Origin of the sequence: Methylocystis sp. (assembly GCF_051061285.1) — a bacterium.
In the GTDB taxonomy this organism is placed as follows: Bacteria; Pseudomonadota; Alphaproteobacteria; order Rhizobiales; family Beijerinckiaceae; genus Methylocystis.
The window spans coordinates 1-20821 of the sequence record NZ_JBPFEA010000017.1 but is presented as its reverse complement, the minus strand read 5'-3'; the positions used below and the strand labels follow the sequence as shown (position 1 = coordinate 20821).

The window sequence follows — 20821 nt, the reverse complement described above, 5'->3', positions numbered from 1 at the left end:
CCCTTGCGTCGTCAGCACGTCGACCTGACGAAGCTTCGCGACAATCTCCTCGGGCTTGTGCCGTTTCCTGCCCATCTCAAATCCTCCTCATAGGCTCAAAGCCATACTTCACGGAGGATCACTTTTCAGGGGGCAGACCACGTATCGTCGCTGTTCGCTGAGAAAACAAGCATGAAAGCGTGCTCGGCGTCGCTAGCAGATCGAAGTCTGCCGACATCATAGTGGATATGCGCGAGTTCCCGCTCGTGGGTGGGGCTCATCCACCTTTTCATTTCGACCACCGCGAACCGGTTGAGGTTGTTTGGGTCTTTGAGCACCAAATCGTTGGAGGTGACTTCGATAGAGGCAGCCAACCGGAGGGAGGATACAAGCGCGCGCGCAACAACGAATTGATAGTAGTGTTCGTTATTGAACCTCAAAATGCCAGCTTTTTCATTATGATATGCGACTGGATTGCTGGCGACCGCCTTACGGAGAAATTGATCTTCTGCCTCTAATGCAGCTCCGGCGATTTTGAGGAGTCGTTTCAGTTCATCGTGCATTTTGCGGCATCCATCGGGCTATTTGAAATGATTTCGGCGTCTTACACAGTCCCAACCTTCGAGGAAACAACCAGTCACTGCCAATAGACATGGAGCCTCAAGCGCACTCGAACATTACGTCACACATGAGCGGCTCGATTAGCGATGAATCGGCGTCGCCGACGCCTGAGCGGTTCACGCGCGGCGATACGATCCATTCCTGCAAACGATTCTCCGCAGCCGGACGCAGTAACGAATCGGGATCGTCGCCAACCATCCAAGCGTTCACGTCGCGCCAATCCAAAATCACCGGCATGCGGTTATGAAAGCACGACATCCATTGGTTCGCGGCTCCGACGATGATCGTCGCCGAGTCGACCGTTGCGTCGCTCTCAGGATCGCGCCAGCTTTCCCATAGTCCAGCCAAAGCGAATGGGCGACCGTCAGGCGACGAAAAATAATGCGGCGTCCTCGCGCCGCGCTTGCCCGTCCATTCATAGAATCCCGACGCCGGAATGATGCAGCGGCGCGATTTGAACGCCGAGCGAAACATCGGCTTCTCGCCGACAGTTTCAGCGCGGGCGTTAAACGTCGAGGGAAGTTCGTTGAGTGGCTTTTTCCACCATGACGGCACGAGCCCCCAGCGCATCGGGACAAGCTCATTGCCGCCCCCCGCAGGGCGGATGACTTCAACTCTGGTCGTCGGGGCGATGTTGTAGTGCGGTGCCAGATTGCGCGGTTGGCCGATCAGGTCAGCGAGCCGGTGAAGCGCTTCCCAGGAGAGATGCTGTGTGAAACGTCCGCACATGGCGGGAGCATAGCAGGTTGACGCAACGATGTGGCGAAGGTCGTTAGCCGAAATCAACATCAGGGTGGACTGGGCGGACCGGCTCCGAACTTATGCGACACGCCGGAACGTGCTGAATTGAAACTTTTGCACTGCATGCCAGGGCGTTGCATGCTGACGGCGGCGACTGTCGATCAGCGTGAAGTCGGAGCCGAGAAGGGTTGAAAGGCTTTCGGCGCTGTGTCGCGCTACCGCCAAGCCGCTACACCTTTGGGGACCATCGAGCGCGAACGTCCCGATAATCACGTAGCCGCTCGGTTTGAGCGCTTGCTTGAGCCGCTGGATATAGGCGCGCTGTTCCCTTTCATTGGTCAGGAAGTGGAAGGCGGCGCGGTCATGCCAGATGTCGTAAGTTTCTGTCGGTCGCCACTCCGTCGCATCGGCGACGATCCACTTCACCGCATCGGCTTTGTCGCCGAGTCGAGCGTGCGCTGAGTTTAGCGCGGCGGCTGATAAATCCAGCACGGTTATGTTCTCGAAGCCCTTCGCCAGAAGGTTATCGACAAGTCGAGACGCGCCGCCGCCAACATCTATGATGGCCGATGCCGGTTGCGCGCCGACAAGCTCGATCAATTCAAGAGATTGAGCCGGAACTTCCTCGAACCAGCTGACTTCGGTTTCGCTCCTGGTGGCGTAAAGATTTTCCCAATGCGCTTGCAGGTAGGTTGTTTTCATTGCCAAATCCCGTCATCACCCCCGCGACCGATAAGGCGGCCAGTCTGGCATTACATGCACGTCGCGCGACTCAGCCCGGCGCGGGCGTCGAGCGCCCGTTCGTCGGGGCGCGCCAGCAGCTCCTGCATCCGCCATTCGGCCTGCGCTTGCAGCGATTGCCCCGGCAACGGGACCATCTCCGCGAGCACGGCTCGCCGGCGGGTACCGGAGCGTGAGAAAGCGTGAGGGGGATATAGACCCCTCTCACGCTAGCTCACGGTCCTCTCCGGAATGCGGCGCGTGAGAGACGTGAGAATCTCCCACTTTCTCATTGCTAGCTCACGCTTTCGCCGAACGTGATGGAACAAGCTGACAGGGGATCGAAATGGCCCGCCCGACGCACTCGCCCTCGCGATGAATTTTTCCGCTGGCGGGGACAGGCGCCTCTGCGGAAGGAGCCTTGTTTCCGTCCTCGCTCGACCAGGCCTCGATCAGGTCAGCTCCGTCGTAAAGTTCGACCCGGTGATTTTCGGTGGAATTTTTATAGCGCGCCACAACGCCGCCGAAATTGCTGCGCGCCCGGCTGGCGTCGCGATCTCGTAGCGTTCCGAGTTGCTTCGCGCCCTTCCAGATGACGATGTTGAATCGTGGTTCACTCGATCGATTGGCATTCATTTTTGCAGCCCCGATTTCGAATCGCCTGTGTTCATGCTTGCATGATTCGCGCAGCTTAAATTCACTCGGGCGTATTCAAAAACCCCCTCCGAAGGCAACGCTAAGTCAAGTGTGGTGATTGCGGGCGTCGAAAAAATCGAGGGAAACCAAGCGATTGGAGAAACTCGAAGGAAGCATCGAAATCGCTTTCGAGGTCGCGGAAGCACCACGGAAGCAAACTGATAGGAGGTTTTGGAGGACAGACGGCGACAATCGGCAGGGTTCGTCCCGCCCCGTTTGCGCCGATGCGATTACCGGATTCGGGATTGATCCTGCTCGGTTTCGGACATTGGCTGTACATTGGTGCACCCGTAGCTCAGCTGGATAGAGGCCACACGTTCGAATTGTGTCGGGTGCGCCACCCCCTTGAGGGTGGGCTTCGAGGGTCGAGCGATTGCTCCCCGTTTTACGTTTCTCGGACTTGCGGTACGAGCTCGTTTCGGCAGAGCCAAAGCAGGCCAGCGTCAAGATTTCACTCGCGATGCCGCAACGCTGGAAAGATCGGCTCGGAGCGCGCCACTTTGGTCGACGCCGAGAGCTTCCCGCGCCGCACCTGGTTCCTTAAGTGGGGCTGAGCACAACACCCGGACTCGCCTTTCCATCAGAGGGGACCGCTCGGCCACCGCAGTCCCTCCCGGCGCACTATCGATTCGGCAGCTGCCCGCTGTTGATGAACCGATCGTACACGTCGGTCTCTTCCTCTTCCGCCTGGAAGCGCGGACCGTCTGATTCGAACTGCAGCACAGTGATCTCTTGGTTATATAGGTCAGAGCGAAAGCACATCTCGTGCACCGGCTCGGGAAACCAGACACCAGCTTGTTGCATGATGCCGGTCAGCGCACCGTCGGAGTGGTCGCGTCTTGCGGCGAAAGCCTGCGAGGGCAGCTCGTAAACTGTGTTCTTCGTTTTGATGAATCGTCCCGACTTCAGCGCAGGACCACTTGGCTTCGCCCAATGGGCAAAACCCTCGTTCGAGACCACCATAATTGCCCGCGTTTCGGTGTATTCGAGCCAGCGCAGGATCGCCGCAGTCAACGACACGCCGTAGCGCTTCGCGAGGCGGATGAAGGTGTCAAAATCTGCCGGTGCCTTGGCCGGCTGCTGTCGGCGAAAATCGTGAAGCGGCATCAGCAGAGCCGCGGCGAACTCGTCGGCTTCTTGCTCGATACCGGACCCACCCCGACGATCCACCGCATTCTCGTCGCAGTAGATGCCGCCGTCGAAACCTCCGTCCTGCTCAATCAACTGGCGGTGCAGGAGATAATGGGCGAACTCGTGTCCGACGGTGAACGAGCGGCGTCCGTCCGACTGGCGGGCATGGTACATGATCGCCCATTGCCGCGGCCGCGCCTCCCCATAGACCAACGCGCCGACGCAGCCCGGGATGTTGCGCGCGACCACCTCGTGGATCGGGCTGTCGGGGGCGATCTGGCGGGAGTACTCCAACGCGAGGCCGATTACGTCCACCGGTGCCCGATCGAAGCGATCGGCTCCGAGCACGATATCTAACATCTGCGTGATGCGCGCTGCCTCCTTCAGCGGGCGGAGGCGGCTCGGTTCACTCATTTGCGCGTTTTCGTGTCCAGGATGCGGGCCATCTCGCGGATCTGCCGGCGGGTCTCCTCCGGCAGACCGCTATATTGCCGGAAGAAGGCCGTATCTTCTGCGTCGCTCAGCGTCTGCGTGTCGCTTCCGATCAGATAATCGACGGTCACTCCTAAGGCACCCGCGATCGCGGATAGCTTTTCGGCAGATGGTCTGGGCGGATTCTTGTTCTCAAGCTCCCAGATGTAGCTCTTCGACGAGCCGGTTTCCTGCGCGAGCTGGTCGAGGGTCAGACCTTTCTCTGTCCGTAAACTCTTGATTCGCGCGCCAAATTTCATGGCCGTCCTTCCAGTCGCTATTTTTCACCGCATGTTCGGAGTGGCTATATTCTATGTCCCTTGACAGGCGCATTCAAGCTCCCCATCCTGTTCGGAGTAGACGTATATAGACTCATTTCATCCCGAAAATCGAGCGGGCGGTGAGATGCACAGATACAGCCCAGCCCGCGATGGAGATCGATGTGAACATCCAGCTTGCGCCGACCGGCCTTAACCCCTTCGACGACCCTCTCGACCGTATCCTCGCCGAGATCGCGCTCAGCGTTCAGCTGCCGCCCTCGCTGCATAACAAGGCGAAATCGCGTTACGAGGCGGTGCGGCGCCATCTCGAGGCCACGACCGTCTTCTTCGACCAGATCGAGCACTTTTACCCGCAGGGCTCTATGGCCATCGACGCCACGATCTCAACGCGCGGCACCGACGACGAGTACGATCTCGACATCGTCTCGCAACTCGTAGGCCGCTTTTGCGGCATGGCGCCTTTGGAAATCCTGACCGAGCTCGAAGCTGCCCTCGCGGACTATCCTGTGCAGCAGATATTACGTCAGACGCGGTGCGTGACCCTGTTCTACGCCGACAAGATGCACCTCGACGTCACGCCGTCTCTGCGCGTTTATGGCACCCTTGATCGGGAGAGCCTTATCACCCACGCCAAGGGCCCGCGCCGTTCGATTGACGATCGCTTCGTCGACATGAACGCCTGCGGCTTTGCGCAATGGTATGCGAGCCGGACACCGCTCGAACTGCGCATGGCGAAGGAGTTTCACCGGCGGTGGCTCGATCATGCCGGCCTTGCGGCGCGCACCGACGCTGACGTCGATGAGGTCCCGGATCAGTGCGACTTCATCGTCAAGAATACTGCGACGCTCGCACTCCAGCTCCTGAAACGCTACCGCAACATCCGCTACGCCACCTACAGCGGCCGCATCCCGCCGTCGGTGATGCTCTCCTACTACGCCGGGCTCGCCGCGCAGCCGAACATGTCGCTCAGCGCCATGCTCGTTCGTCTCGCAAGCTGGATCATCCGCGACATCGAGCAGGCCTCGCTCTACGGACGGCTCCTGCATATCGCGAACCCGATCTGCGAGGCCGATGTCTTCACCGACCGCTGGCCGGAGTCCATTGCTCAGCAGAAGGAGTTCGCCGAGTATCTGCGCGAACTCGTCCGTTCGCTGGAGGCGATGCGCAAGGGCGGGATGTTCCCCAATACGATGATGGACGTCTTTCGCGGGAATTTCGGCGACCGCGTCGTGACCCGGGCCGCCGATCAGATCGCCACCGAAATCGGTGGCGGCATCCAGCAGTCGCGTCAGCTCTACACCCGGCGGGGCGGTGTGCTGTTGCCTTCCGCCGCCGCCGTCGCGGCGCCGGTCGTCAATCCAGCGGTCTCGACGGCGCGGCCGCACACCTTCTTCGGGCGCAAGATCTAATGATGGCGGCGATCCTCTCCATCGACGAGCAGATCGCCGCCATGAAGGCGGCCTGGCCGCAATTCTCGGCGCGCCGGATTGACCGCCGCGCGCAGTCAGCGCAGTGGGTTGGGAGCGTAAGGCCGCAATATGCGAACTATTCGCTGGAGATCCGCTACGAACTCGGATCGTTTCCGGAAGTACGGGTGCTCTCGCCGGAGCTGATCCAATTGCCAGGCAATTCCGAGGGGCAACTGCCCCATGTCTATCCGCCGGCCGAGGATCCGACGCTTTGCCTGTTCGATCCTCGCGAGAATGAATGGACGGCGGCGATGACCATCGCCAGCACGACGCTGCCCTGGGCGCTCGACTGGCTCGCCTGCTACGAGCTTTGGTTGATGACCGGGCGTTGGACCGGCGGTGGGCGCCACGCCGGCCAGGCCCTCAACGAGGTCGGGGAGATAACGCGATGAATTATGTTCCGCCGCGGCGGTCGGATGGCACAATCCAGCACGCGCGCCTTAAGCAGCCATGGCCGCAAGGCCGCCCTTTCCGCATCCTGTCGATCGACGGTGGCGGGATTCGCGGCGTGTTTCCTGCAGCCGTCCTGGCCGAACTCGAAAGCCGCTTTCTGCGCGGAGGCTCTATCGCAAATTACTTCGACATGATCGCGGGCACCTCAACGGGCGGTATCATCGCACTCGCCCTTGCCTGCGGCATGACGGCCCAACAGGCCTTGAACATCTATCTCGAACGAGGCGAGCGGATCTTCCCGCCGGAGGCCGGACTCGGCAAGGTTTCGAGAGTGCTGCGCTGGCTGATCAAGCCGAAGCACGACCAGGCTGCCCTCAAAAACGAACTGCTGCGGATCTTTGGCGATAAGGTGCTCGACGACGCCGTCACCCGGCTGGTGATCCCGAGCTTCGAAGGGCGCCACGGCGAGCCCTTCGTCTACAAGTCCCCGCATCACCCCGACTATCAGAAGGACCGCCACAAGAAGTTCGCGCATGTCGCGCTCCACACGACAGCGGCACCTTCCTATTATCCCGGTGTTGAGGACGACGGCTACGTCATGATCGATGGCGGCATCTGGGCCAACAATCCGGTCATGAACGCCCTGGTCGACGCACTTGCCTGCTTCGACATTGCGCGCGAGGAGGTGCGTATCCTGAGCGTGGGAACGGGTGAGTCCACCTTCACCGTCGATGAGCGGGCGCGCAATGGTGGCATCAAGGATTGGGCGTTCCTGCGCACCTTTAATGCGGCCTCTCGCGCACAATCGCGCAATGCTCTCGGCCAGGCCTATCTGCTGGTCGGCAAGAACAACGTCACGCGCATTGATGTCCCTGAAAACGACGCCCCGATCGCGATGGACGATGTGCAGCGTTCAGTGCGAGAGCTGCCGATGGTGGCGCGCAGTCTCGTCGAAGGCGCCGGGCATCACATCCAGCGCGTCTTTCTCGATGGCGCCGTCGAGAAATTCATCCGTTGCCCGATGACATAGCTTCTGATCGAGTATTTGTCCCTACCGGGCCGTCACGACCATGTAGTCGAAGCCCGATTTTGCAAGCAGTCGGCAAGCGGGCAACACGTCCAGGCCGCTGAGCAAGATCTGCGGATCGTCCGGCGATGGTGCCAGATCGCCATTGTGCCGGCGCTCGATCAGCGACGTGTTCCAGAAGAGGACGACGCGCTTCTCGCCGTTTGAATGGCGTGGGTTGCGGGGAACGATAATCTGGCGATGCGTCGACTATCGCTCATGTTCGCAAAGCCGTAAGGTTATCGCCGAGAGACGCTGACGCTCAAATTTTGTCTGACTGAGCAGAGCCGGCAGGAAATCGCAACGCGCTTTCTAACGCGGATTTCGGAAACGGTTTGGGAATGGAAGCAGCCCCCGTACTGTCAGGCTTGGCGTCATGGCGCGCATTCTTGAATCCACGATCGCTTGTGATGAATTTCTCCAGCATGGGGGCGACGAGCTTCGTGGGATCGATTTTTTGTCCCGAAGTGCGTGTTAGAATTTCCGCGTAGGCGACAAGGTCGCGATGGAGCGCTGCGGGCAGGGTGACGGTAAGCTTCACTGGTTTTTCAATTTGGACGGCTGAGAGCTTCAATTTCTTCATGGCGTGTCCTTTGTTGCAGTCGCGGCAATGTCGGCGCGCGCCCCATAGGGCCCGAGGACAAGGTCGCGTGTGACGATCACTCGCACCGGGAATCCAGGACGGATCGTCAGCGTCGGCTGGATATTGAGATTCCTGCCGACGATCTGCTGACCGGTTTGATTGAGGCTTTGCGCGCCGCCGCGCCGCAGCGCCTGGATGAGCGCATTTTCTTCGCCCGTAGTTCCGAGTTGCGTGCCGACGCCGAGAATGGTCGAGAGCGCCGCGCCGCCGCCGAGCCGGAGCCAATGATGATCGACCTCGTCTTCGAGCCCGGAATAGCCGGATGCGTCCGCTCCCGGCTGGCGCTCGAGAACGATCGAACGCCCATAAGGAAGGATGAGCCGGTTCCAGACGAGCAGCACGCGCGACTGACCAAAGGCGATCTGCGAGTCATATACGCCGATCAGTTTCGAGCCTTGCGGGATCAGCAAAAACCTTCCCGTTGGACTGTCATAGACGCTTTCGGTCACCTGGGCAGTGATCTGGCCGGGAAGATCGGAGCGAATGCCGGTGATCAGTGCCGCTGAAATGACGGCGCCGGCTTGCAGGACGTAACGCGAAGCAGGATGTTCGAGCCGATCGGGGCTTACAGTTCGCCGATCGGCGGACGCGTTGACGAAGGCGAGCTTGCGATCCTGCATATTCTGGATTGCGCTTGAATCGATATGTGCAACCTCGGCGGAGAAGGGCGAGCCCTGATTTAGAGGCTCGCCAATGAATGAATGAGGAGATGCTTCCGTCGTTGTCAGAGCCCGGTCATGCGTATTCATCGATGCGAAGAGTTTTGCGGAGCGCGCCGCTTCGCGCTCCTGACCGATGCGCTGCTCCTCGGGATCGATCGTCGATTTCGGCAATTGACCCTGCGCGGCGAGGATCGGCCGGCCAAGGTCACCAGGCAAAGGCGGTCCGAGCTTCGGCACATTTTTGGGAAGGCCCGTATAGTCGCGGGGAAGCGCCGTGAGCCCGTCGGCGGTTGTCTTGGCGTCGGTGTTGTAGAATTCGGGCGGCAGCTTGGCGCCCGAGCGCTCATGCAACGCCCAGAGCGTCAGGCCGAGAATGAGCGAAGTCGAGGCGCCGGCGAGGGCGATGAGCACCCTGCGCGAAAGCCGCGTCACCGTCGGGCTTTCGGGCCGCAGCCGCAATTCCTCGGCGAGCTTCTTCTCGTGCTCCGGCGGGCTCATATGGCTGGTCTTCCGTCGCTGCGCACGATACGGACCACTCTTTGATCGTCCGATCCAAAGCGCAGCTCAGCGGCGGCGAAGAGCCGATCGATCACCATGTGATGGCCGCGCACGCGATAATTGACGAGCTGGCTGTCGCCGGAAGCGCCGATGACGAAGAGTGGCGGCATTTCGCCTTGGGAGATGCCGCGCGGGAATTCGATATAGACCTTGCGGCCGTCATCGAAAGCGCGGAGCGGGCGCCAGGGCGCTGCGTCTCCCTCGATCGCGTAGCGGAAATTGAGGCTCCCGAGATCGACGCCGGTGTCGACCGGCATCACTTCTTCGGCCGCAGCGTTGCGCCGGCGAAGCGCAATGAGCTCGTCCTCCGGGTATTGCCAGGAGACGGAAGCCATATAGGTCTTTTCCGTTGATCTGAGCTCCAGATGATAGGTGCGCCGATCCGTGTTGATGACGAGATTGGTCATCAGGTCAGGCCGCGTCGGCTTGACCATGATATGAGTCTTTTTCGACGCGCCCACGCCGCTTTCCGTATCGCCGATGATCCAGCGCACAGTGTCGCCGGCGGCGACGGGGCCAGAGCCGACAAGCTGCTCGCCCTCCTGGAGCGCGATGTCGGTGATCTCTCCCGGCGACGCATAGACCTGATAGAGCGCGCCTTCGGTGAAGGGATAGATTTGGACAGCGTTGATATAGCCAGCGCGGCTGGGTTGAACGCGCGCCGCCGCGTTTGCCCGCGCCACCCTGACTTTTGGATCGGGCGCTTCCGGCGTCTCCTTGAACTTCGACAAGGGTTTAAGCTGCCCCGGCAGCGGCAGGATCTTCGGAATCTCGACGATCTTGACCGGCTTCTCCGGATCGCTCTCAATCACCGCGGGGACGGGAATATCGTCATAGGCGATCTCGGGCGGCTTGAAGCTCATGCAGGCGGAAAGGGAGGTCGAAGCGAGCGCGGCGACGAACCCTTCGAATCGGAACGGTGTCATTATCCGAGCTCCTTCGACCAGTTGATGGCGTGAATGAAAAGACCGAGCGGATTTTTGCGCAGGCGCTCGGCGTCACGCGGCGGCTGCACCACGATGGTCAGAATTGCGCTCCAGCGTTCGGTCGAAGCGAGAGACGCGTTTTCGTAGCGCCGCTCGGTCCAGGCGATGCGGAAGGAATCGATCGAGGCGCGAATGACGCTTGCGACATCAACGGCGATCTGGATCTGACCGACCTTGGCGAAGGGGTCATTGGCGCGTGCGTAGTCGTTTAAGGCATGCGCGCCCTTATCCGTCACGAAGTCATATGCCTTGAGCCAGCTCTGGCGGACGATGACGGGGTCGGCCGGAATGGCGCGGACATTCTCGATGAAGCGCGCGAGATGCCAGGCGATCTGCGCATCGGTTGGCTGATAATCGGCGATCGCCGGGGCGACGGCCTGCGCTTCGCCAAGCTTGTCGATTTGTACCACCCAGGGAACGATAGAGCCGCGCGCGCTTTGCCAGACGAGGGCGCTCGCGAGTCCTCCGGCGAGAATTAGATTGGCGAAGGCGACAAGACGCCAGTTCTTGGCCTGAACGCGCGCCGAGCCGATGCGCTCATCCCAGACCTGAGCGGCTTTCTGGTAAGGGGTGACGGGTTCGGGCGTGCGTCCGTAGTGAACGGAAGAGCGTTTGAACATTTAACGGCCTTCAGAAAGATTGATGGATGTTCCGGCGCCATGGGCGTCACCGGCGCGAATGGAATGGGCGGCGAGCGAGACGCCGTGAGCGACGGACTGGCTGCGTTTGATGCGCTTCGCCCAATCGGGTTCGCCGGCCGGTGCAGCGGCGGAATTTGGGATTGCCGAACCGCCGAACGGAGCAGCGCCAGAGAACTGCGCGGCGGAGGATTCAACAGCGGCCGTTGTTCCTCCTCCCGGTGCTCCACCTGGGCGCGGCGACGTCCCGCCCGAAGGACCTCCGCCAGGCGCGTCGGGACCGCGTGAGGGCGGCAGCATGGCGGCGGCCTGCGTATCGCTCTTTCCGGCCGACCCCATTACAGCGCCGCCGGCCATCCGCGCCGCGCCGGCTCCGGCGAGAACCGCGCCGCCAACCGTGAGGCCGGTTCCGACGACGGCGCCCGCGCCAAGCTGCGGTCCGCCCGAGACGATGCCATTGGCGACGCCCGGGCCGAATATGCCGAGACCCAGAAGCGACAGCGCCGCGAGAACGAGGGCCATGGCGTCGTCGACAGTTGGTTGAGCATCAGGTGCGCTTTGCGTGAATTGCGCAAAGAGCGTCGAGCCGACGCCGACAATGACGGCGAGAACAAGCACCTTGACGCCGGACGAAACGACATTGCCGAGAACGCGTTCAGCGAGGAAAGACGTCTTGCCGAAGAGACCGAAAGGAATGAGGATGAAACCCGCGAGCGTCGTGAGCTTGAATTCGATCAGCGTCACAAAGAGCTGAATCGCCAGAATGAAAAAGCTTAAGAGAACAACTGTCCAGGCGAACATCAGCACGACGATCTGTACGAAATTTTCGAAGAAGGAGACATAGCCGAGGAGCGAAGAGATCGACTCGAGGATTGGACGGCCGGCGTCGATCCCGACCTGGGCGATGCGCCCCGGTCGCAGAAAATCAGCTGACGACAGACTGCTGCCGGCGGCTTTGAGGCCAAGGCCAGAAAAGCTCTCGAAGACGATCCTCGCAAGATTGTTCCAATTGCCGATGAGAAAGGCGAAGACGCCGACGAAGAGGGTCTTCTTGACGAGGCGAGCGATGATGTCTTCGTCAGGGCCCCAGCTCCAGAAGAGCGCGGCGAGCGTCATATCGATGACGACAAGGGTCGAAGCCAGGAAAGAGGCTTCGCCGCCAAGGAGGCCAAAGCCGCTATCGATGTAGCGGGTGAAGACCTCGAGGAAGCGATCGATGATGCCAGTTCCGCCCATCGCCTTACTCGCTCTGATCGGGCGCGGATTTCTCTGCCGGCTTTTCGAGCGCGCGCGGGACTGAAGGAAACATCTCTGGCGCAGCGCCCGAGTCGTCTTCCTTGTTCTTCGGCGTCAGAAACTTTCGGCGCTGCGACGCCCAGAAGGCTTGGCACTTGGGATCGTCGGCCTGCTCAATGGGAAGCGTCGCGCAGCGCAGCATTTCGCTATCGATCGGCGAAGCCTTCGAGGGCGCGATCAACTCGAAGTTTTTGGACGCCCGCAATCTTGCAGCGACATCGGCGTCGCAGGCGGCTTCAACGCCAATCAGCGAGACGGCGCCAATGACAATGCCGACGGCGATAAGTCCTAGAGTTTCGGGGCTAAGCCATTGTTCGATCTTCATCGCGGCGCACCCTCAATGAAACATGGCGACATTGCCGGGCTGATATGCCTGACCGGGCGCGATGAAGCGGCGCATCTGTTCGCGCGCCTGTTCCTGCGCTTCGGCCTGACGCGCGAGTTCGAGTGACTGGGCGCGTCCCTGCGAGGCGAGGAGCGCCGTCACATCGGCGAGTTGCTTGCTCTGCAGAGCGAGCAGCTGATTGCCGGCCTGCGACGCTTGAAGCGCGCCAACGGCCGATTGGCTCGATGAGAGCAGCGTCCCGGCTTCGGATCTGGCGGTGCCGATCGATTGAACGATGCCGGCCTCAACGCGCATTGCGTCCTGGAAGCCCGCGAGAGAATTCTGCCAGCGCTGCCTAGCGCCGTCGATCAGCGAAGCAGAGCTTGTCGAGACGTTCGCCGGCCCATAATGGGTCGAGAAAGCCTGATCGATCTGGCGCACGTCATAGGCGATGCGCTGCGCATCATTCAGCAGGCGCTGGGTCTCGCCGATCGATTGTTGGAGACTTTGCAGCGAGGAGTAGGGGAGATTTGTGAGATTTTTGCCCTCATTGATCAGCATCTGAGCCTCGTTCTGGAGGCTCGTGATCTGATTGTTGATCTGCCGCAGTGTATTTGCCGCCGTCATGACGTTTTGGGCGTAATTGGTGGGATCGAACACCGCCAGTTGCGCCGATGAGGGATTGTTGAGCGAGAGAAGGATGGCGACAGCCGTCGCCGCTAAGTGCTTTCGGTTTCGGATCATGACGATGTCTCCGGAAATCCAGGATTGGGGAGAAGGTCGGCGGCCCAGCGAAGGCCGCGATCGTTGAGCCAGGCGCGGGCAAAGCCCGCGCGCCCATGTTCGGCGATAAGTCGAGAAATCGCCCGCTGATCATTTTTCGAGGACGCGGCGCAGAGCGCGAGGGCGAGCGGACCAAGTCCGAGTTCGAAGAGGCGGTTGCCGCGCCGCGACTGGCAATAATAGTCGCGCTTGGGCGTCGCTCGAGCGACGATCTCGATTTGTCGATCGTTGAGACCGAAGCGGCGATAGATTGCGAGAATCTGCGGTTCGATCGCCCGTTCGTTGGGCAGAAAGATACGCGTCGGGCAGCTCTCGATGATCGCCGGCGCGATCGGGCTCGTTGCAATATCGGCGAGCGACTGCGTGGCGAAGACGACGGAAGCGTTTTTCTTGCGAAGCGTTTTGAGCCATTCGCGCAGCTGCGCAGCAAAGCTCGGATCGTCGAGCGCGAGCCAGCCTTCATCGATGACAAGCAAAGCGGGCGAGCCGTCGAGCGCCGCTTCGATGCGGTGGAAGAGATAGGAGAGAACGGCCGGCGCCGCGGCGGAGCCGATAAGCCCTTCCGTCTCGAAACATTGGACCTCGGCGTCGCTCAAATCTTCGGACTCGGCGTCGAGGAGGCGTCCATGCGATCCGCCAAGGCAATAGGGTTTGAGCGCGCGTTTCAGGGGATTGGATTGCAGAAGGACTGAGAGGCCGGTGAAGGTCCTTTCATGTACCGGCGCCGATGAAAGAGACGAGAGCGCCGACCAGATATGATCCTTCACCTCTGGGGTAACGGTCACATTTTCGCGAGCGAGGATCGAGGCGACCCATTCCGCCGCCCAGCCGCGTTCGGCCGAATCGACGACGTTGGCGAGCGGCTGCAGGGAAACCGGTTCAAAAGCGTCTTCTGACAGTGCGCCGCCGAGATCCTGCCAGCTTCCGCCCATAGCGAGCGTCGCGGCGCGCGCCGAGCCCCCAAAGTCGAAGATGAAGATGCGCGAACGTTCGTAGCGGCGAAACTGCAACGCCATCAGCGCCAGTGAGACGCTCTTTCCCGCGCCGGTCGGGCCGACAATGAGCGTATGGCCGACATCGCCGACGTGGAGCGAGAAGCGGAACGGGGTCGATCCTTCTGTCTTGCCGAAGAACAGCGGTGGCGCGTCAAGATGCGCGTCTGCGAGCTGTCCCGCCCAGACCGCCGAGAGCGGGATCATATGGGCGAGATTGATGGTCGAGACCGGCGGCTGGCGGACATTGGCGTAGACGTGTCCAGGCAGCGACCCTAGCCATGCCTCAATGGCGTTGACCGTCTCGATCATGCAGCTGAAGTCGCGGCTCTGGATGATCTTTTCGGCAAGCCGCAGCTTCTCGTCGGCGAGACGTAGATCTTCGTCCCAGACAGTGAGCGTCGCCGTCACATAGGCTTCACCAATAAGATCCGAGCCGAGATCCTGAAGCGCGGCGTCGGCTTCGAGCGCCTTGTTATGCGCGTCGGTGTCGACGAGCGTCGCCGCCTCATTGGTCATGACCTCCTTGAGGATGGCGAGGATCGATTTGCGCTTGGCGAACCACTGGCGGCGAATGCGGGTGAGAATCTTGCTCGCGTCTCCCTTGTCGAGCGAGATCGCCCGCGTCGACCAGCGATAGGAAAAGGCGAGACGATTAAGTTCGTCGAGAATCCCGGGATGGGTCGATGACGGAAAGCCGAGGATCGTCAGGGTGCGCAGATGGGCGTTCCCCAAACGCGGCTCGAGCCCGCCGGTTAAGGGCTCGTCGACGAGGATGGCGTCGAGATGCATCGGCGTCTCTGGGACGCGCACCCGATGGCGCTTGGTCGAGACGCAGGAATGAAGGAACGAAAGGGTTTCGGCGTCGCCAAGCCACTCGGCTTCCGGCGCGAAGCCTTCGACCAGCTGTAGCAGCCGATTGCTACGATCGATGAATGAGGAGAGGTCGCTTTTTGCGTCCTGTTCTGACGAGCGGCCTTCATAGAGCCAGCTCTCGGCGCTCGATGCATCATCTTCTGGCGGCAGATAGACGAGGGTGAGAAAATAGCCGCTCTCGAAATGCGCGCCTTCTTCCTCGAACTGCGCCCGACGTTCTTCGTCAACCAGCGCCGAAACGGGATCTGGAAAGAAACTCGCTGGATAATCCTGCGCCGGATTGCGCTGCGCCTCGATGAAGATTGCCCAGCCAGAGCCGAGGCGCCGCAGCGCATTGTTGAGCCGCGCCGTGACGCCGACAAGTTCCGCTGGCGTTGCGCTCTCCAAATCCGGACCGCGAAATCGCGCCGTCCTTTGAAAGGAGCCGTCCTTGTTCAGAACGACGCCGGGCGCGACCAGCGCCGCCCATGGCAGGTAATCGGCAAGGCATTGTGGCTTCTTGCGATATTCGGCGAGGTCGAGCATGAAGGCTTTCCCTCAAGCGCCAAAATGCGCCGGATAGCGCAGGTGACGGCGCACGACTTCCACGAAGTCAGGATCGCGCTTACCCGCCCAAACGGCGGCGGCCTGCGCGACGATCCAGAAGACGAGGCCAGCGATCCAGAGCCGCAAACCTAGTCCAAGCGCCGCGGCGAGCGTTCCATTCAAAATTGCGATCGAGCGCGGTGCGCCGCCAAGAAAGATCGGCTCGGTCAAGGATCGGCGAACGGGCACACGGAAGCCCGGGACCGACGCGTCGGGGGACGAAATTGTCTCCATCAGATTAGCGCTCCGCCGCCGAAGGAGAAGAAAGAGAGAAAGAAGCTCGATGCGGCAAAAGCGATGGACAGGCCGAAGACGATTTGCACGAGGCGTCGGAACCCACCTGAAGTGTCGCCAAAGGCGAGGGTCAGGCCGGTCGTGATGATGATGATGACCGCGATGATCTTGGCGACTGGGCCTTCGATCGATTGCAGGATCTGCTGGAGCGGCTGCTCCCAGGGCATGTTGGAGCCGGCGGCGAGCGCGGGTGACGAAACGACTGAAATGCTAAACGCGAAAGCGGCAACTCCAACGCGCGCATGAAATGTCGCGCCTTTGTTAAATCTGTTCATGCTCTTCTCCGAAGCTGATGCGGGTAAGATCGACGAGCGCGTAATCGTGTTCGCTGAGGCCTGTGACGGCCGCGAGCTCGATCAGCCGGCGCTCAGACCCTCGGCCGGCGAGCACGGCGATGATCTGGATCGTCTCGGCGATGAGCGCGCGAGGGACGGTGACGACGGCTTCCTGGATGAGCTGTTCGAGGCGGCGCAACGCGCCGACCGCGGAGCCTGCGTGAATCGTCCCGACGCCACCGGGATGACCCGTACCCCACGCCTTCAGCAAATCGAGCGCTTCGCTGCCGCGCACTTCGCCGACCGGAATGCGATCGGGTCGAAGTCGCATAGACGAGCGCACAAGCTCGGAGAGTGAGGCGACGCCATCCTTGGTGCGCAGCGAAACGAGATTCGGCGCGGGGCACTGCAGTTCGCGCGTGTCTTCGATCAGGACAACGCGATCGTTCGACTTCGCGATCTCCGCCAGCAATGCATTGGCGAGCGTCGTTTTGCCGGTCGAAGTGCCGCCGGCAACGAGAATATTTTTGCGTTCGACGACGGCCGCTCGGAGGATCGCCGCTTGATGCCTCGATATGACGCCACCGGTGACGTAATTATCGAGCGAGAACACTGCGACAGCTGGTTTGCGGATCGAAAAGGCCGGCGCGGAGACGATCGGCGGCAACACGCCCTCAAAACGCTCGCCTGTTTCGGGGAGCTCCGCCGAAACGCGCGGCGCGCCGGCGTGAACTTCTGTCCCGACATGATGCGCGACAAGCCGAACAATCCGTTCGCTATCCTCCGACGAAAGTCGGGCGCCCGTGTCCTCAAGCCCGCTCGTCAAGCGATCGAGCCAAAGCCGGCCGTCGGGATTGAGCATGATCTCGACAACGCTCTCATCTTCGAGCCATGCCGTGATCTCCACGCCTAGCGCCGTGCGCAACATGCGCGCGCTGCGCGATATCGGTTCCGCATTGTTGGAGTGAATTGGCAATTTTGTCCCCGATGTCTCTCGAACCGCGAGTTGCCAGTTCGAAGTCGGGGTCAATTAAGAAAGGCTGGAATGGATCGAACGCAATAAGTCAGTCAGAGGCGTAGGGCTGTGGCGTGCAAGGACAGGGGAACGGGCAGAGCCCTGCAGTTGTGCCGTTGAAGGCTCCTGCCGTCGAGCGGCGCGAGATCGCAAGGGCGCCACATCCACCGCATTAGATTCGCCAAATTTGATGTAGGAAGGTGAAGGGGCTGCTCCTTGCGACGAGCAGCGTGCCAAGATAGCATCGACCAAAGCGACTGCAAAGGGACGGTTCATTAGGCGACAAGCGCTGAGTCCAACTCTTCGCGATCGCGTCGATCGGGCTAGCGGGGATCGCCTCGTAAGATGTTGAAGCATGAGGCCGGGCTGCTGGCATCAAGCTAGCGCATTCAGCCAGGAGGCTGCTTGTTGTGGAGATGCGATACGCCAACCACTTTCTCGAGCGGGACGACGAAAGCGAGGCCTCTGTTCGGCTCGGTCAGTTCGGCGGCGCGGACGATCTCCTGCAAGATTGCATCGGCCTTGTCGGTGTAGACGACGGTCAGCACGATCTCCTTTTCCGGTTCGATCGCGATGCCAAGAATTTTTTCGTGCTCGTTGACGCCGATACCGCGCCCGTAAACAACCGTGCCGCCGCGAGCGCCGGCTTTTACGGAAGCTTCGAGAACCGTGTTGCCCCAACCCTTCCGCACGACCGTCACTATGAGAGAAGCATTCAACAACATCGTCGTCACTCCTGTCGCCGCTCGGTCCAGCGGACGAGAAGCCCCAATGTCATGACCGAAACCATGGGCGCGAGCGCGATCAGCGATACGAGCCCGAGGCCCTCGACAATCACGTCGCGGCCATTGGCCGATGCGGCCGCCCCGAGCGCGAGCGCGAGAAGAAAAGTATTCGCCATCGGCCCCGTCGCGACTCCGCCCGCATCGACCGCGATCGCCACGAAATCCCTTTCGCAGAGCCACATGATGACCATGACGAGCGCATAGCCGGGCGCAAGGAGATAGAGCAGCGGAACGCCGTAAGCGATCCGCAGGAGCCCGAGCGCGACCGATAGAGCGACGCCGATGCTTACCGTATAGAGAACGGTCGGCGCAGAAATCGAGCCGGTCGAGGCTTCTTCCACCTGTTCGGCGAAAATGCGCACGGCCGGCTCGCTCCAGGTGGTGACGAAGCCGAGAAAAAGGCCGATGGGCGCGAGCAGCCATTTATGCGGCAAGGCCCCGAGCGCCTCGCCGATGGCGCGGCCGATGGGCATGAAGCCGATCTCGACGCCGACGAGGAAAAGGAAAAGCCCCGCCGCCGCGATGAGCGTTCCGATCATGATATCGACGACATTCTTGCCGGGCAGTTTCAGCAACAGCGCCTGGAAAACAAGAAAGAGTCCGGCCAATGGCAACACGGCTTCGGCGACGCTCGCCGCAGCGACGCCGAATTCGTCGAGCAGCCTATCGACGCTCACCGCAGCAATATCCCGACGGCCATCAGGACGAAGATGGGGCCGACGGAAGCAAATCCCAAAAGTCCGAAGCCGTCGGAGATGGCCGAACGGCCGGCCAGGACGGAACTCAAGCCTATGGCGATGGAGATGATGACCGGCGCCGTCAAGACGCCCGTCGTCACGCTGCCCGCGTCATAGGCGAGCGGGATGAACTGATCGGGCGCGAAAAAGGACATAACGAGCATCGCCCCATAAGTGACCGTCAGCAGGCCCCGCAGCGAGAATCCGAAGACGATGCGCGCCATGGCGATCGCGGTAAAAACCGCCACCCCGAGAGCAATGGCGTATAGAATCGTCTGGCGGGAAATCTCGTCCATGACGCGGTTAACCTGATTGGCGAGCACGAGCACGTCGGGTTCAGCGACCGTCGTCGCAAAGCCGAAGGCGAAGGCGACCGCGACGACCAGGATGATTGATCCCTTCTCCGGCAGCGCGGCGCCAATATATCTGCCCATCGGCAGGATGCCGTAGTCGACGCCGGTGAAGAGCAGAAGCATACCCGCGACAATGAAGACCGCGCCCACGAGGAAATCGACGAAGGCCGTGGTCGAGGCGCCGACGAGGGCAAACTGAAGCAGACAAACGACGGCGAACAAAGGCATGACCGCCCGCAGCGTCTCCGAAAGCTTTTCCCTTAAAAGCAATAGCATGCCTAAAAAGCTAGGGCTCAGGATACGCTTGTCAACGCTTGCTCTCTCGCAGTATCGCGATCAACGGGTGGACGCTGCCGCCTATGTCTACGTTGACGGACCTACCCTTGGCTCTGTTCCCGAACAACTCCTTGTGCCGCGTCGCGCAATTCGGCCCGAAACAAATCGCGCTTTTCATGGACCGAGGCAATAACGAATCCCGTTGGAATGCCTAAACCCACGAGCGCGGCCTCCGATATTTGAAGGCTCGCTTCGACTGTTTCGGGCACGGCATCGGTTACGCCGATCGCATAGAGGTGCCGGGCGTGTTCCGTATCCCTAGCGCGCGCGACGATCAGGACATCAGGTCTGAGCTTCCGGACGCCAAGAACGATCGCGTCCACTCCCGATTCCGAACCGATGGTCACAATGACGGCGGCGGCTTCCATTATGCCGCAGGCTATCATAAACGCAGCATGTGTCGCATCCCCGAAATAGACTTCATACCCGTTCTTTCGGTCTTCTGTCACCGAGTCTGCATCTCTATCGGTGGCGATGTAGGGAACCTTATGTTCCGTCAGGAATGACGTGACGACCTTGCCGACGCGCCCATGACCGACGACGATTGCGTGCTTATGCTGTTCGTGGGGCGGCGCCTTCAGCGCCGCATCAATCTTCTTTGTCGGTTCCACTCGAGAATTAATGTGTCGTGCGGCAGCGGACAATGCCGGAATGAGAACCATCGTAAGCGACGTGACAGCAAGAACGAATGAGGACAGTACAGGGTCGATAAGCCCCAGACTTTTCGCCAGTCCTATGGCGACAAAGGCAAACTCCCCGCCGGGGCCAAGCAAAAAACCCGTTTCGATAGCGACGCGCCAAGATTGGCCGAAAGCCTTCGACAGCGCAATGATGATCGCCGCCTTGAAGGCGATGAGGCCGGATACGAGCGCCAAGATGGTGAGCGGATCGCGTGCGATCTCCCTCACGTCAATGGTCATCCCCACCGTGAAAAAGAAGATACCCAGCAACAGGCCCTTGAACGGCTCGACGATGAGCTATGGCCGAAACTGGGTGATGACGGAGTGAAGCAGGCGGCGTAACGGGGTTGGTGTGCAGCCGACCCGAACCTCCCGGAGGAGCGTTACGCCATGACCGAGAATAATGTTGTCGCCTTTCGACCGAAAGACCAAAT

25 protein-coding genes are annotated in these 20821 nt (G+C 60.8%); 3 read left to right on the top strand and 22 right to left on the bottom strand.

Annotated elements, in window-relative coordinates; translation table 11 throughout:
- Positions 1 to 125: 125 nt before the first annotated feature.
- The 7 genes from ACR65T_RS06100 to ACR65T_RS06070 all read right to left on the bottom strand — a co-directional run bounded on the left by ACR65T_RS06100 (position 126) and on the right by ACR65T_RS06070 (position 4619).
- Positions 126 to 542, bottom strand: coding sequence for a hypothetical protein (locus tag ACR65T_RS06100; RefSeq protein ID WP_434495645.1), 417 nt, complete (start codon positions 540 to 542; stop codon positions 126 to 128).
- 97 nt (positions 543 to 639) lie between these two features.
- On the bottom strand, positions 640 to 1329 hold the full coding sequence (locus ACR65T_RS06095) for an SOS response-associated peptidase (protein WP_434495644.1): 690 nt from the start codon (positions 1327 to 1329) through the stop codon (positions 640 to 642).
- A gap of 90 nt (positions 1330 to 1419) precedes the next feature.
- Positions 1420 to 2043, bottom strand: coding sequence for a class I SAM-dependent methyltransferase (locus tag ACR65T_RS06090; protein WP_434495643.1), 624 nt, complete (start codon positions 2041 to 2043; stop codon positions 1420 to 1422).
- A 50-nt stretch (positions 2044 to 2093) separates the two neighbouring features.
- On the bottom strand, positions 2094 to 2219 hold the full coding sequence (locus ACR65T_RS06085; RefSeq protein ID WP_434495642.1) for a hypothetical protein: 126 nt from the start codon (positions 2217 to 2219) through the stop codon (positions 2094 to 2096).
- A gap of 142 nt (positions 2220 to 2361) precedes the next feature.
- Entirely contained in the window at positions 2362 to 2697 is a 336-nt protein-coding gene (locus tag ACR65T_RS06080; RefSeq protein ID WP_434495641.1) for a hypothetical protein, read from the bottom strand.
- Between the two features lie 681 nt (positions 2698 to 3378).
- Complete coding sequence (locus ACR65T_RS06075; protein WP_434495640.1) at positions 3379 to 4302, bottom strand: ImmA/IrrE family metallo-endopeptidase; 924 nt, start codon at positions 4300 to 4302, stop codon at positions 3379 to 3381.
- The gene (locus ACR65T_RS06070; protein WP_434495639.1) at positions 4299 to 4619 is read right to left on the bottom strand and encodes a helix-turn-helix domain-containing protein; all 321 of its coding nucleotides are present in this window, start codon (positions 4617 to 4619) and stop codon (positions 4299 to 4301) included. The genes ACR65T_RS06075 and ACR65T_RS06070 overlap by 4 nt, the downstream gene beginning before the upstream one ends.
- A 182-nt stretch (positions 4620 to 4801) precedes the next feature.
- On the opposite strand from ACR65T_RS06070, the gene ACR65T_RS06065 reads away from it, so the two are divergent.
- Genes ACR65T_RS06065 through ACR65T_RS06055 form a run of 3 tightly spaced genes read left to right on the top strand, consistent with a single transcriptional unit; the run spans position 4802 to position 7532 of the window.
- Positions 4802 to 6049: a nucleotidyltransferase domain-containing protein gene (locus tag ACR65T_RS06065; RefSeq protein WP_434495638.1), complete on the top strand. Its 1248-nt coding sequence runs from the start codon at positions 4802 to 4804 to the stop codon at positions 6047 to 6049.
- A complete protein-coding gene (locus tag ACR65T_RS06060) occupies positions 6049 to 6501 on the top strand; it encodes a hypothetical protein (RefSeq protein WP_434495637.1) in 453 nt (150 codons plus the stop codon). Before ACR65T_RS06065 ends, ACR65T_RS06060 begins: the two co-directional genes overlap by 1 nt.
- On the top strand, positions 6498 to 7532 hold the full coding sequence (locus tag ACR65T_RS06055; RefSeq protein ID WP_434495636.1) for a CBASS cGAMP-activated phospholipase: 1035 nt from the start codon (positions 6498 to 6500) through the stop codon (positions 7530 to 7532). The genes ACR65T_RS06060 and ACR65T_RS06055 overlap by 4 nt, the downstream gene beginning before the upstream one ends.
- A gap of 298 nt (positions 7533 to 7830) precedes the next feature.
- Here the strand turns inward: ACR65T_RS06055 and ACR65T_RS06050 are convergent, their stop codons facing one another.
- The 15 genes from ACR65T_RS06050 to ACR65T_RS05980 all read right to left on the bottom strand — a co-directional run bounded on the left by ACR65T_RS06050 (position 7831) and on the right by ACR65T_RS05980 (position 20657).
- Entirely contained in the window at positions 7831 to 8151 is a 321-nt protein-coding gene (locus ACR65T_RS06050) for a DUF2274 domain-containing protein (RefSeq protein ID WP_434495635.1), read from the bottom strand.
- On the bottom strand, positions 8148 to 9371 hold the full coding sequence (locus tag ACR65T_RS06045; RefSeq protein WP_434495634.1) for a TrbI/VirB10 family protein: 1224 nt from the start codon (positions 9369 to 9371) through the stop codon (positions 8148 to 8150). The genes ACR65T_RS06050 and ACR65T_RS06045 overlap by 4 nt, the downstream gene beginning before the upstream one ends.
- Positions 9368 to 10357 (bottom strand): P-type conjugative transfer protein TrbG, encoded by a 990-nt coding sequence (trbG, locus tag ACR65T_RS06040; RefSeq protein ID WP_434495633.1) that lies wholly within the window; start codon positions 10355 to 10357, stop codon positions 9368 to 9370. The genes ACR65T_RS06045 and trbG overlap by 4 nt, the downstream gene beginning before the upstream one ends.
- Positions 10357 to 11037: a conjugal transfer protein TrbF gene (gene trbF, locus ACR65T_RS06035; protein ID WP_434495632.1), complete on the bottom strand. Its 681-nt coding sequence runs from the start codon at positions 11035 to 11037 to the stop codon at positions 10357 to 10359. The genes trbG and trbF overlap by 1 nt, the downstream gene beginning before the upstream one ends.
- Positions 11038 to 12291: a P-type conjugative transfer protein TrbL gene (gene trbL / locus ACR65T_RS06030; RefSeq protein WP_434495631.1), complete on the bottom strand. Its 1254-nt coding sequence runs from the start codon at positions 12289 to 12291 to the stop codon at positions 11038 to 11040. It abuts the gene before it with no gap.
- 4 nt (positions 12292 to 12295) lie between these two features.
- Positions 12296 to 12676 (bottom strand): putative entry exclusion protein TrbK-alt, encoded by a 381-nt coding sequence (gene trbK-alt, locus ACR65T_RS06025; RefSeq protein WP_434495630.1) that lies wholly within the window; start codon positions 12674 to 12676, stop codon positions 12296 to 12298.
- A gap of 12 nt (positions 12677 to 12688) precedes the next feature.
- Complete coding sequence (trbJ, locus tag ACR65T_RS06020; protein ID WP_434495629.1) at positions 12689 to 13420, bottom strand: P-type conjugative transfer protein TrbJ; 732 nt, start codon at positions 13418 to 13420, stop codon at positions 12689 to 12691.
- Positions 13417 to 15852, bottom strand: coding sequence for a conjugal transfer protein TrbE (gene trbE, locus ACR65T_RS06015; RefSeq protein ID WP_434495628.1), 2436 nt, complete (start codon positions 15850 to 15852; stop codon positions 13417 to 13419). The genes trbJ and trbE overlap by 4 nt, the downstream gene beginning before the upstream one ends.
- Before the next feature lie 12 nt (positions 15853 to 15864).
- Positions 15865 to 16146 (bottom strand): VirB3 family type IV secretion system protein, encoded by a 282-nt coding sequence (locus tag ACR65T_RS06010; protein WP_434495627.1) that lies wholly within the window; start codon positions 16144 to 16146, stop codon positions 15865 to 15867.
- Positions 16146 to 16481, bottom strand: coding sequence for a TrbC/VirB2 family protein (locus ACR65T_RS06005; RefSeq protein ID WP_434495626.1), 336 nt, complete (start codon positions 16479 to 16481; stop codon positions 16146 to 16148). Before ACR65T_RS06005 ends, ACR65T_RS06010 begins: the two co-directional genes overlap by 1 nt.
- Positions 16468 to 17409: a P-type conjugative transfer ATPase TrbB gene (gene trbB / locus ACR65T_RS06000; RefSeq protein WP_434495625.1), complete on the bottom strand. Its 942-nt coding sequence runs from the start codon at positions 17407 to 17409 to the stop codon at positions 16468 to 16470. Before trbB ends, ACR65T_RS06005 begins: the two co-directional genes overlap by 14 nt.
- 476 nt (positions 17410 to 17885) lie before the next feature.
- Positions 17886 to 18221 (bottom strand): P-II family nitrogen regulator, encoded by a 336-nt coding sequence (locus ACR65T_RS05995; protein WP_424373088.1) that lies wholly within the window; start codon positions 18219 to 18221, stop codon positions 17886 to 17888.
- A 5-nt stretch (positions 18222 to 18226) separates the two neighbouring features.
- Positions 18227 to 18958: a DUF1538 domain-containing protein gene (locus ACR65T_RS05990; protein ID WP_424373089.1), complete on the bottom strand. Its 732-nt coding sequence runs from the start codon at positions 18956 to 18958 to the stop codon at positions 18227 to 18229.
- Entirely contained in the window at positions 18955 to 19647 is a 693-nt protein-coding gene (locus ACR65T_RS05985; protein WP_424373090.1) for a DUF1538 domain-containing protein, read from the bottom strand. Before ACR65T_RS05985 ends, ACR65T_RS05990 begins: the two co-directional genes overlap by 4 nt.
- A gap of 101 nt (positions 19648 to 19748) precedes the next feature.
- Positions 19749 to 20657 (bottom strand): NAD-binding protein, encoded by a 909-nt coding sequence (locus ACR65T_RS05980; RefSeq protein WP_434495624.1) that lies wholly within the window; start codon positions 20655 to 20657, stop codon positions 19749 to 19751.
- Positions 20658 to 20821: the final 164 nt, after the last annotated feature.

Excerpts from the sequence above, each read along its gene's own strand:
- ACR65T_RS06080 (WP_434495641.1), bottom strand. The coding sequence starts at position 2,697 with ATGAATGCCAATCGATCGAGTGAACCACGATTCAACATCGTCATCTGG.
- ACR65T_RS06075 (WP_434495640.1), bottom strand. The coding sequence starts at position 4,302 with ATGAGTGAACCGAGCCGCCTCCGCCCGCTGAAGGAGGCAGCGCGCATC.
- ACR65T_RS06090 (WP_434495643.1), bottom strand. The coding sequence starts at position 2,043 with ATGAAAACAACCTACCTGCAAGCGCATTGGGAAAATCTTTACGCCACC.
- trbG (WP_434495633.1), bottom strand. The coding sequence starts at position 10,357 with ATGACACCGTTCCGATTCGAAGGGTTCGTCGCCGCGCTCGCTTCGACC.
- trbL (WP_434495631.1), bottom strand. The coding sequence starts at position 12,291 with ATGGGCGGAACTGGCATCATCGATCGCTTCCTCGAGGTCTTCACCCGC.
- trbB (WP_434495625.1), bottom strand. The coding sequence starts at position 17,409 with ATGTTGCGCACGGCGCTAGGCGTGGAGATCACGGCATGGCTCGAAGAT.
- ACR65T_RS05985 (WP_424373090.1), bottom strand. The coding sequence starts at position 19,647 with ATGCTATTGCTTTTAAGGGAAAAGCTTTCGGAGACGCTGCGGGCGGTC.
- ACR65T_RS06070 (WP_434495639.1), bottom strand. The coding sequence starts at position 4,619 with ATGAAATTTGGCGCGCGAATCAAGAGTTTACGGACAGAGAAAGGTCTG.
- ACR65T_RS06005 (WP_434495626.1), bottom strand. The coding sequence starts at position 16,481 with ATGAACAGATTTAACAAAGGCGCGACATTTCATGCGCGCGTTGGAGTT.
- ACR65T_RS05995 (WP_424373088.1), bottom strand. The coding sequence starts at position 18,221 with ATGTTGTTGAATGCTTCTCTCATAGTGACGGTCGTGCGGAAGGGTTGG.
- ACR65T_RS06055 (WP_434495636.1), top strand. The coding sequence starts at position 6,498 with ATGAATTATGTTCCGCCGCGGCGGTCGGATGGCACAATCCAGCACGCG.
- ACR65T_RS06010 (WP_434495627.1), bottom strand. The coding sequence starts at position 16,146 with ATGGAGACAATTTCGTCCCCCGACGCGTCGGTCCCGGGCTTCCGTGTG.
- ACR65T_RS06060 (WP_434495637.1), top strand. The coding sequence starts at position 6,049 with ATGATGGCGGCGATCCTCTCCATCGACGAGCAGATCGCCGCCATGAAG.
- ACR65T_RS06085 (WP_434495642.1), bottom strand. The coding sequence starts at position 2,219 with ATGGTCCCGTTGCCGGGGCAATCGCTGCAAGCGCAGGCCGAATGGCGG.
- ACR65T_RS06050 (WP_434495635.1), bottom strand. The coding sequence starts at position 8,151 with ATGAAGAAATTGAAGCTCTCAGCCGTCCAAATTGAAAAACCAGTGAAG.
- trbE (WP_434495628.1), bottom strand. The coding sequence starts at position 15,852 with ATGCTCGACCTCGCCGAATATCGCAAGAAGCCACAATGCCTTGCCGAT.
- ACR65T_RS06045 (WP_434495634.1), bottom strand. The coding sequence starts at position 9,371 with ATGAGCCCGCCGGAGCACGAGAAGAAGCTCGCCGAGGAATTGCGGCTG.
- trbF (WP_434495632.1), bottom strand. The coding sequence starts at position 11,037 with ATGTTCAAACGCTCTTCCGTTCACTACGGACGCACGCCCGAACCCGTC.
- trbK-alt (WP_434495630.1), bottom strand. The coding sequence starts at position 12,676 with ATGAAGATCGAACAATGGCTTAGCCCCGAAACTCTAGGACTTATCGCC.
- trbJ (WP_434495629.1), bottom strand. The coding sequence starts at position 13,420 with ATGATCCGAAACCGAAAGCACTTAGCGGCGACGGCTGTCGCCATCCTT.
- ACR65T_RS06100 (WP_434495645.1), bottom strand. The coding sequence starts at position 542 with ATGCACGATGAACTGAAACGACTCCTCAAAATCGCCGGAGCTGCATTA.
- ACR65T_RS06095 (WP_434495644.1), bottom strand. The coding sequence starts at position 1,329 with ATGTGCGGACGTTTCACACAGCATCTCTCCTGGGAAGCGCTTCACCGG.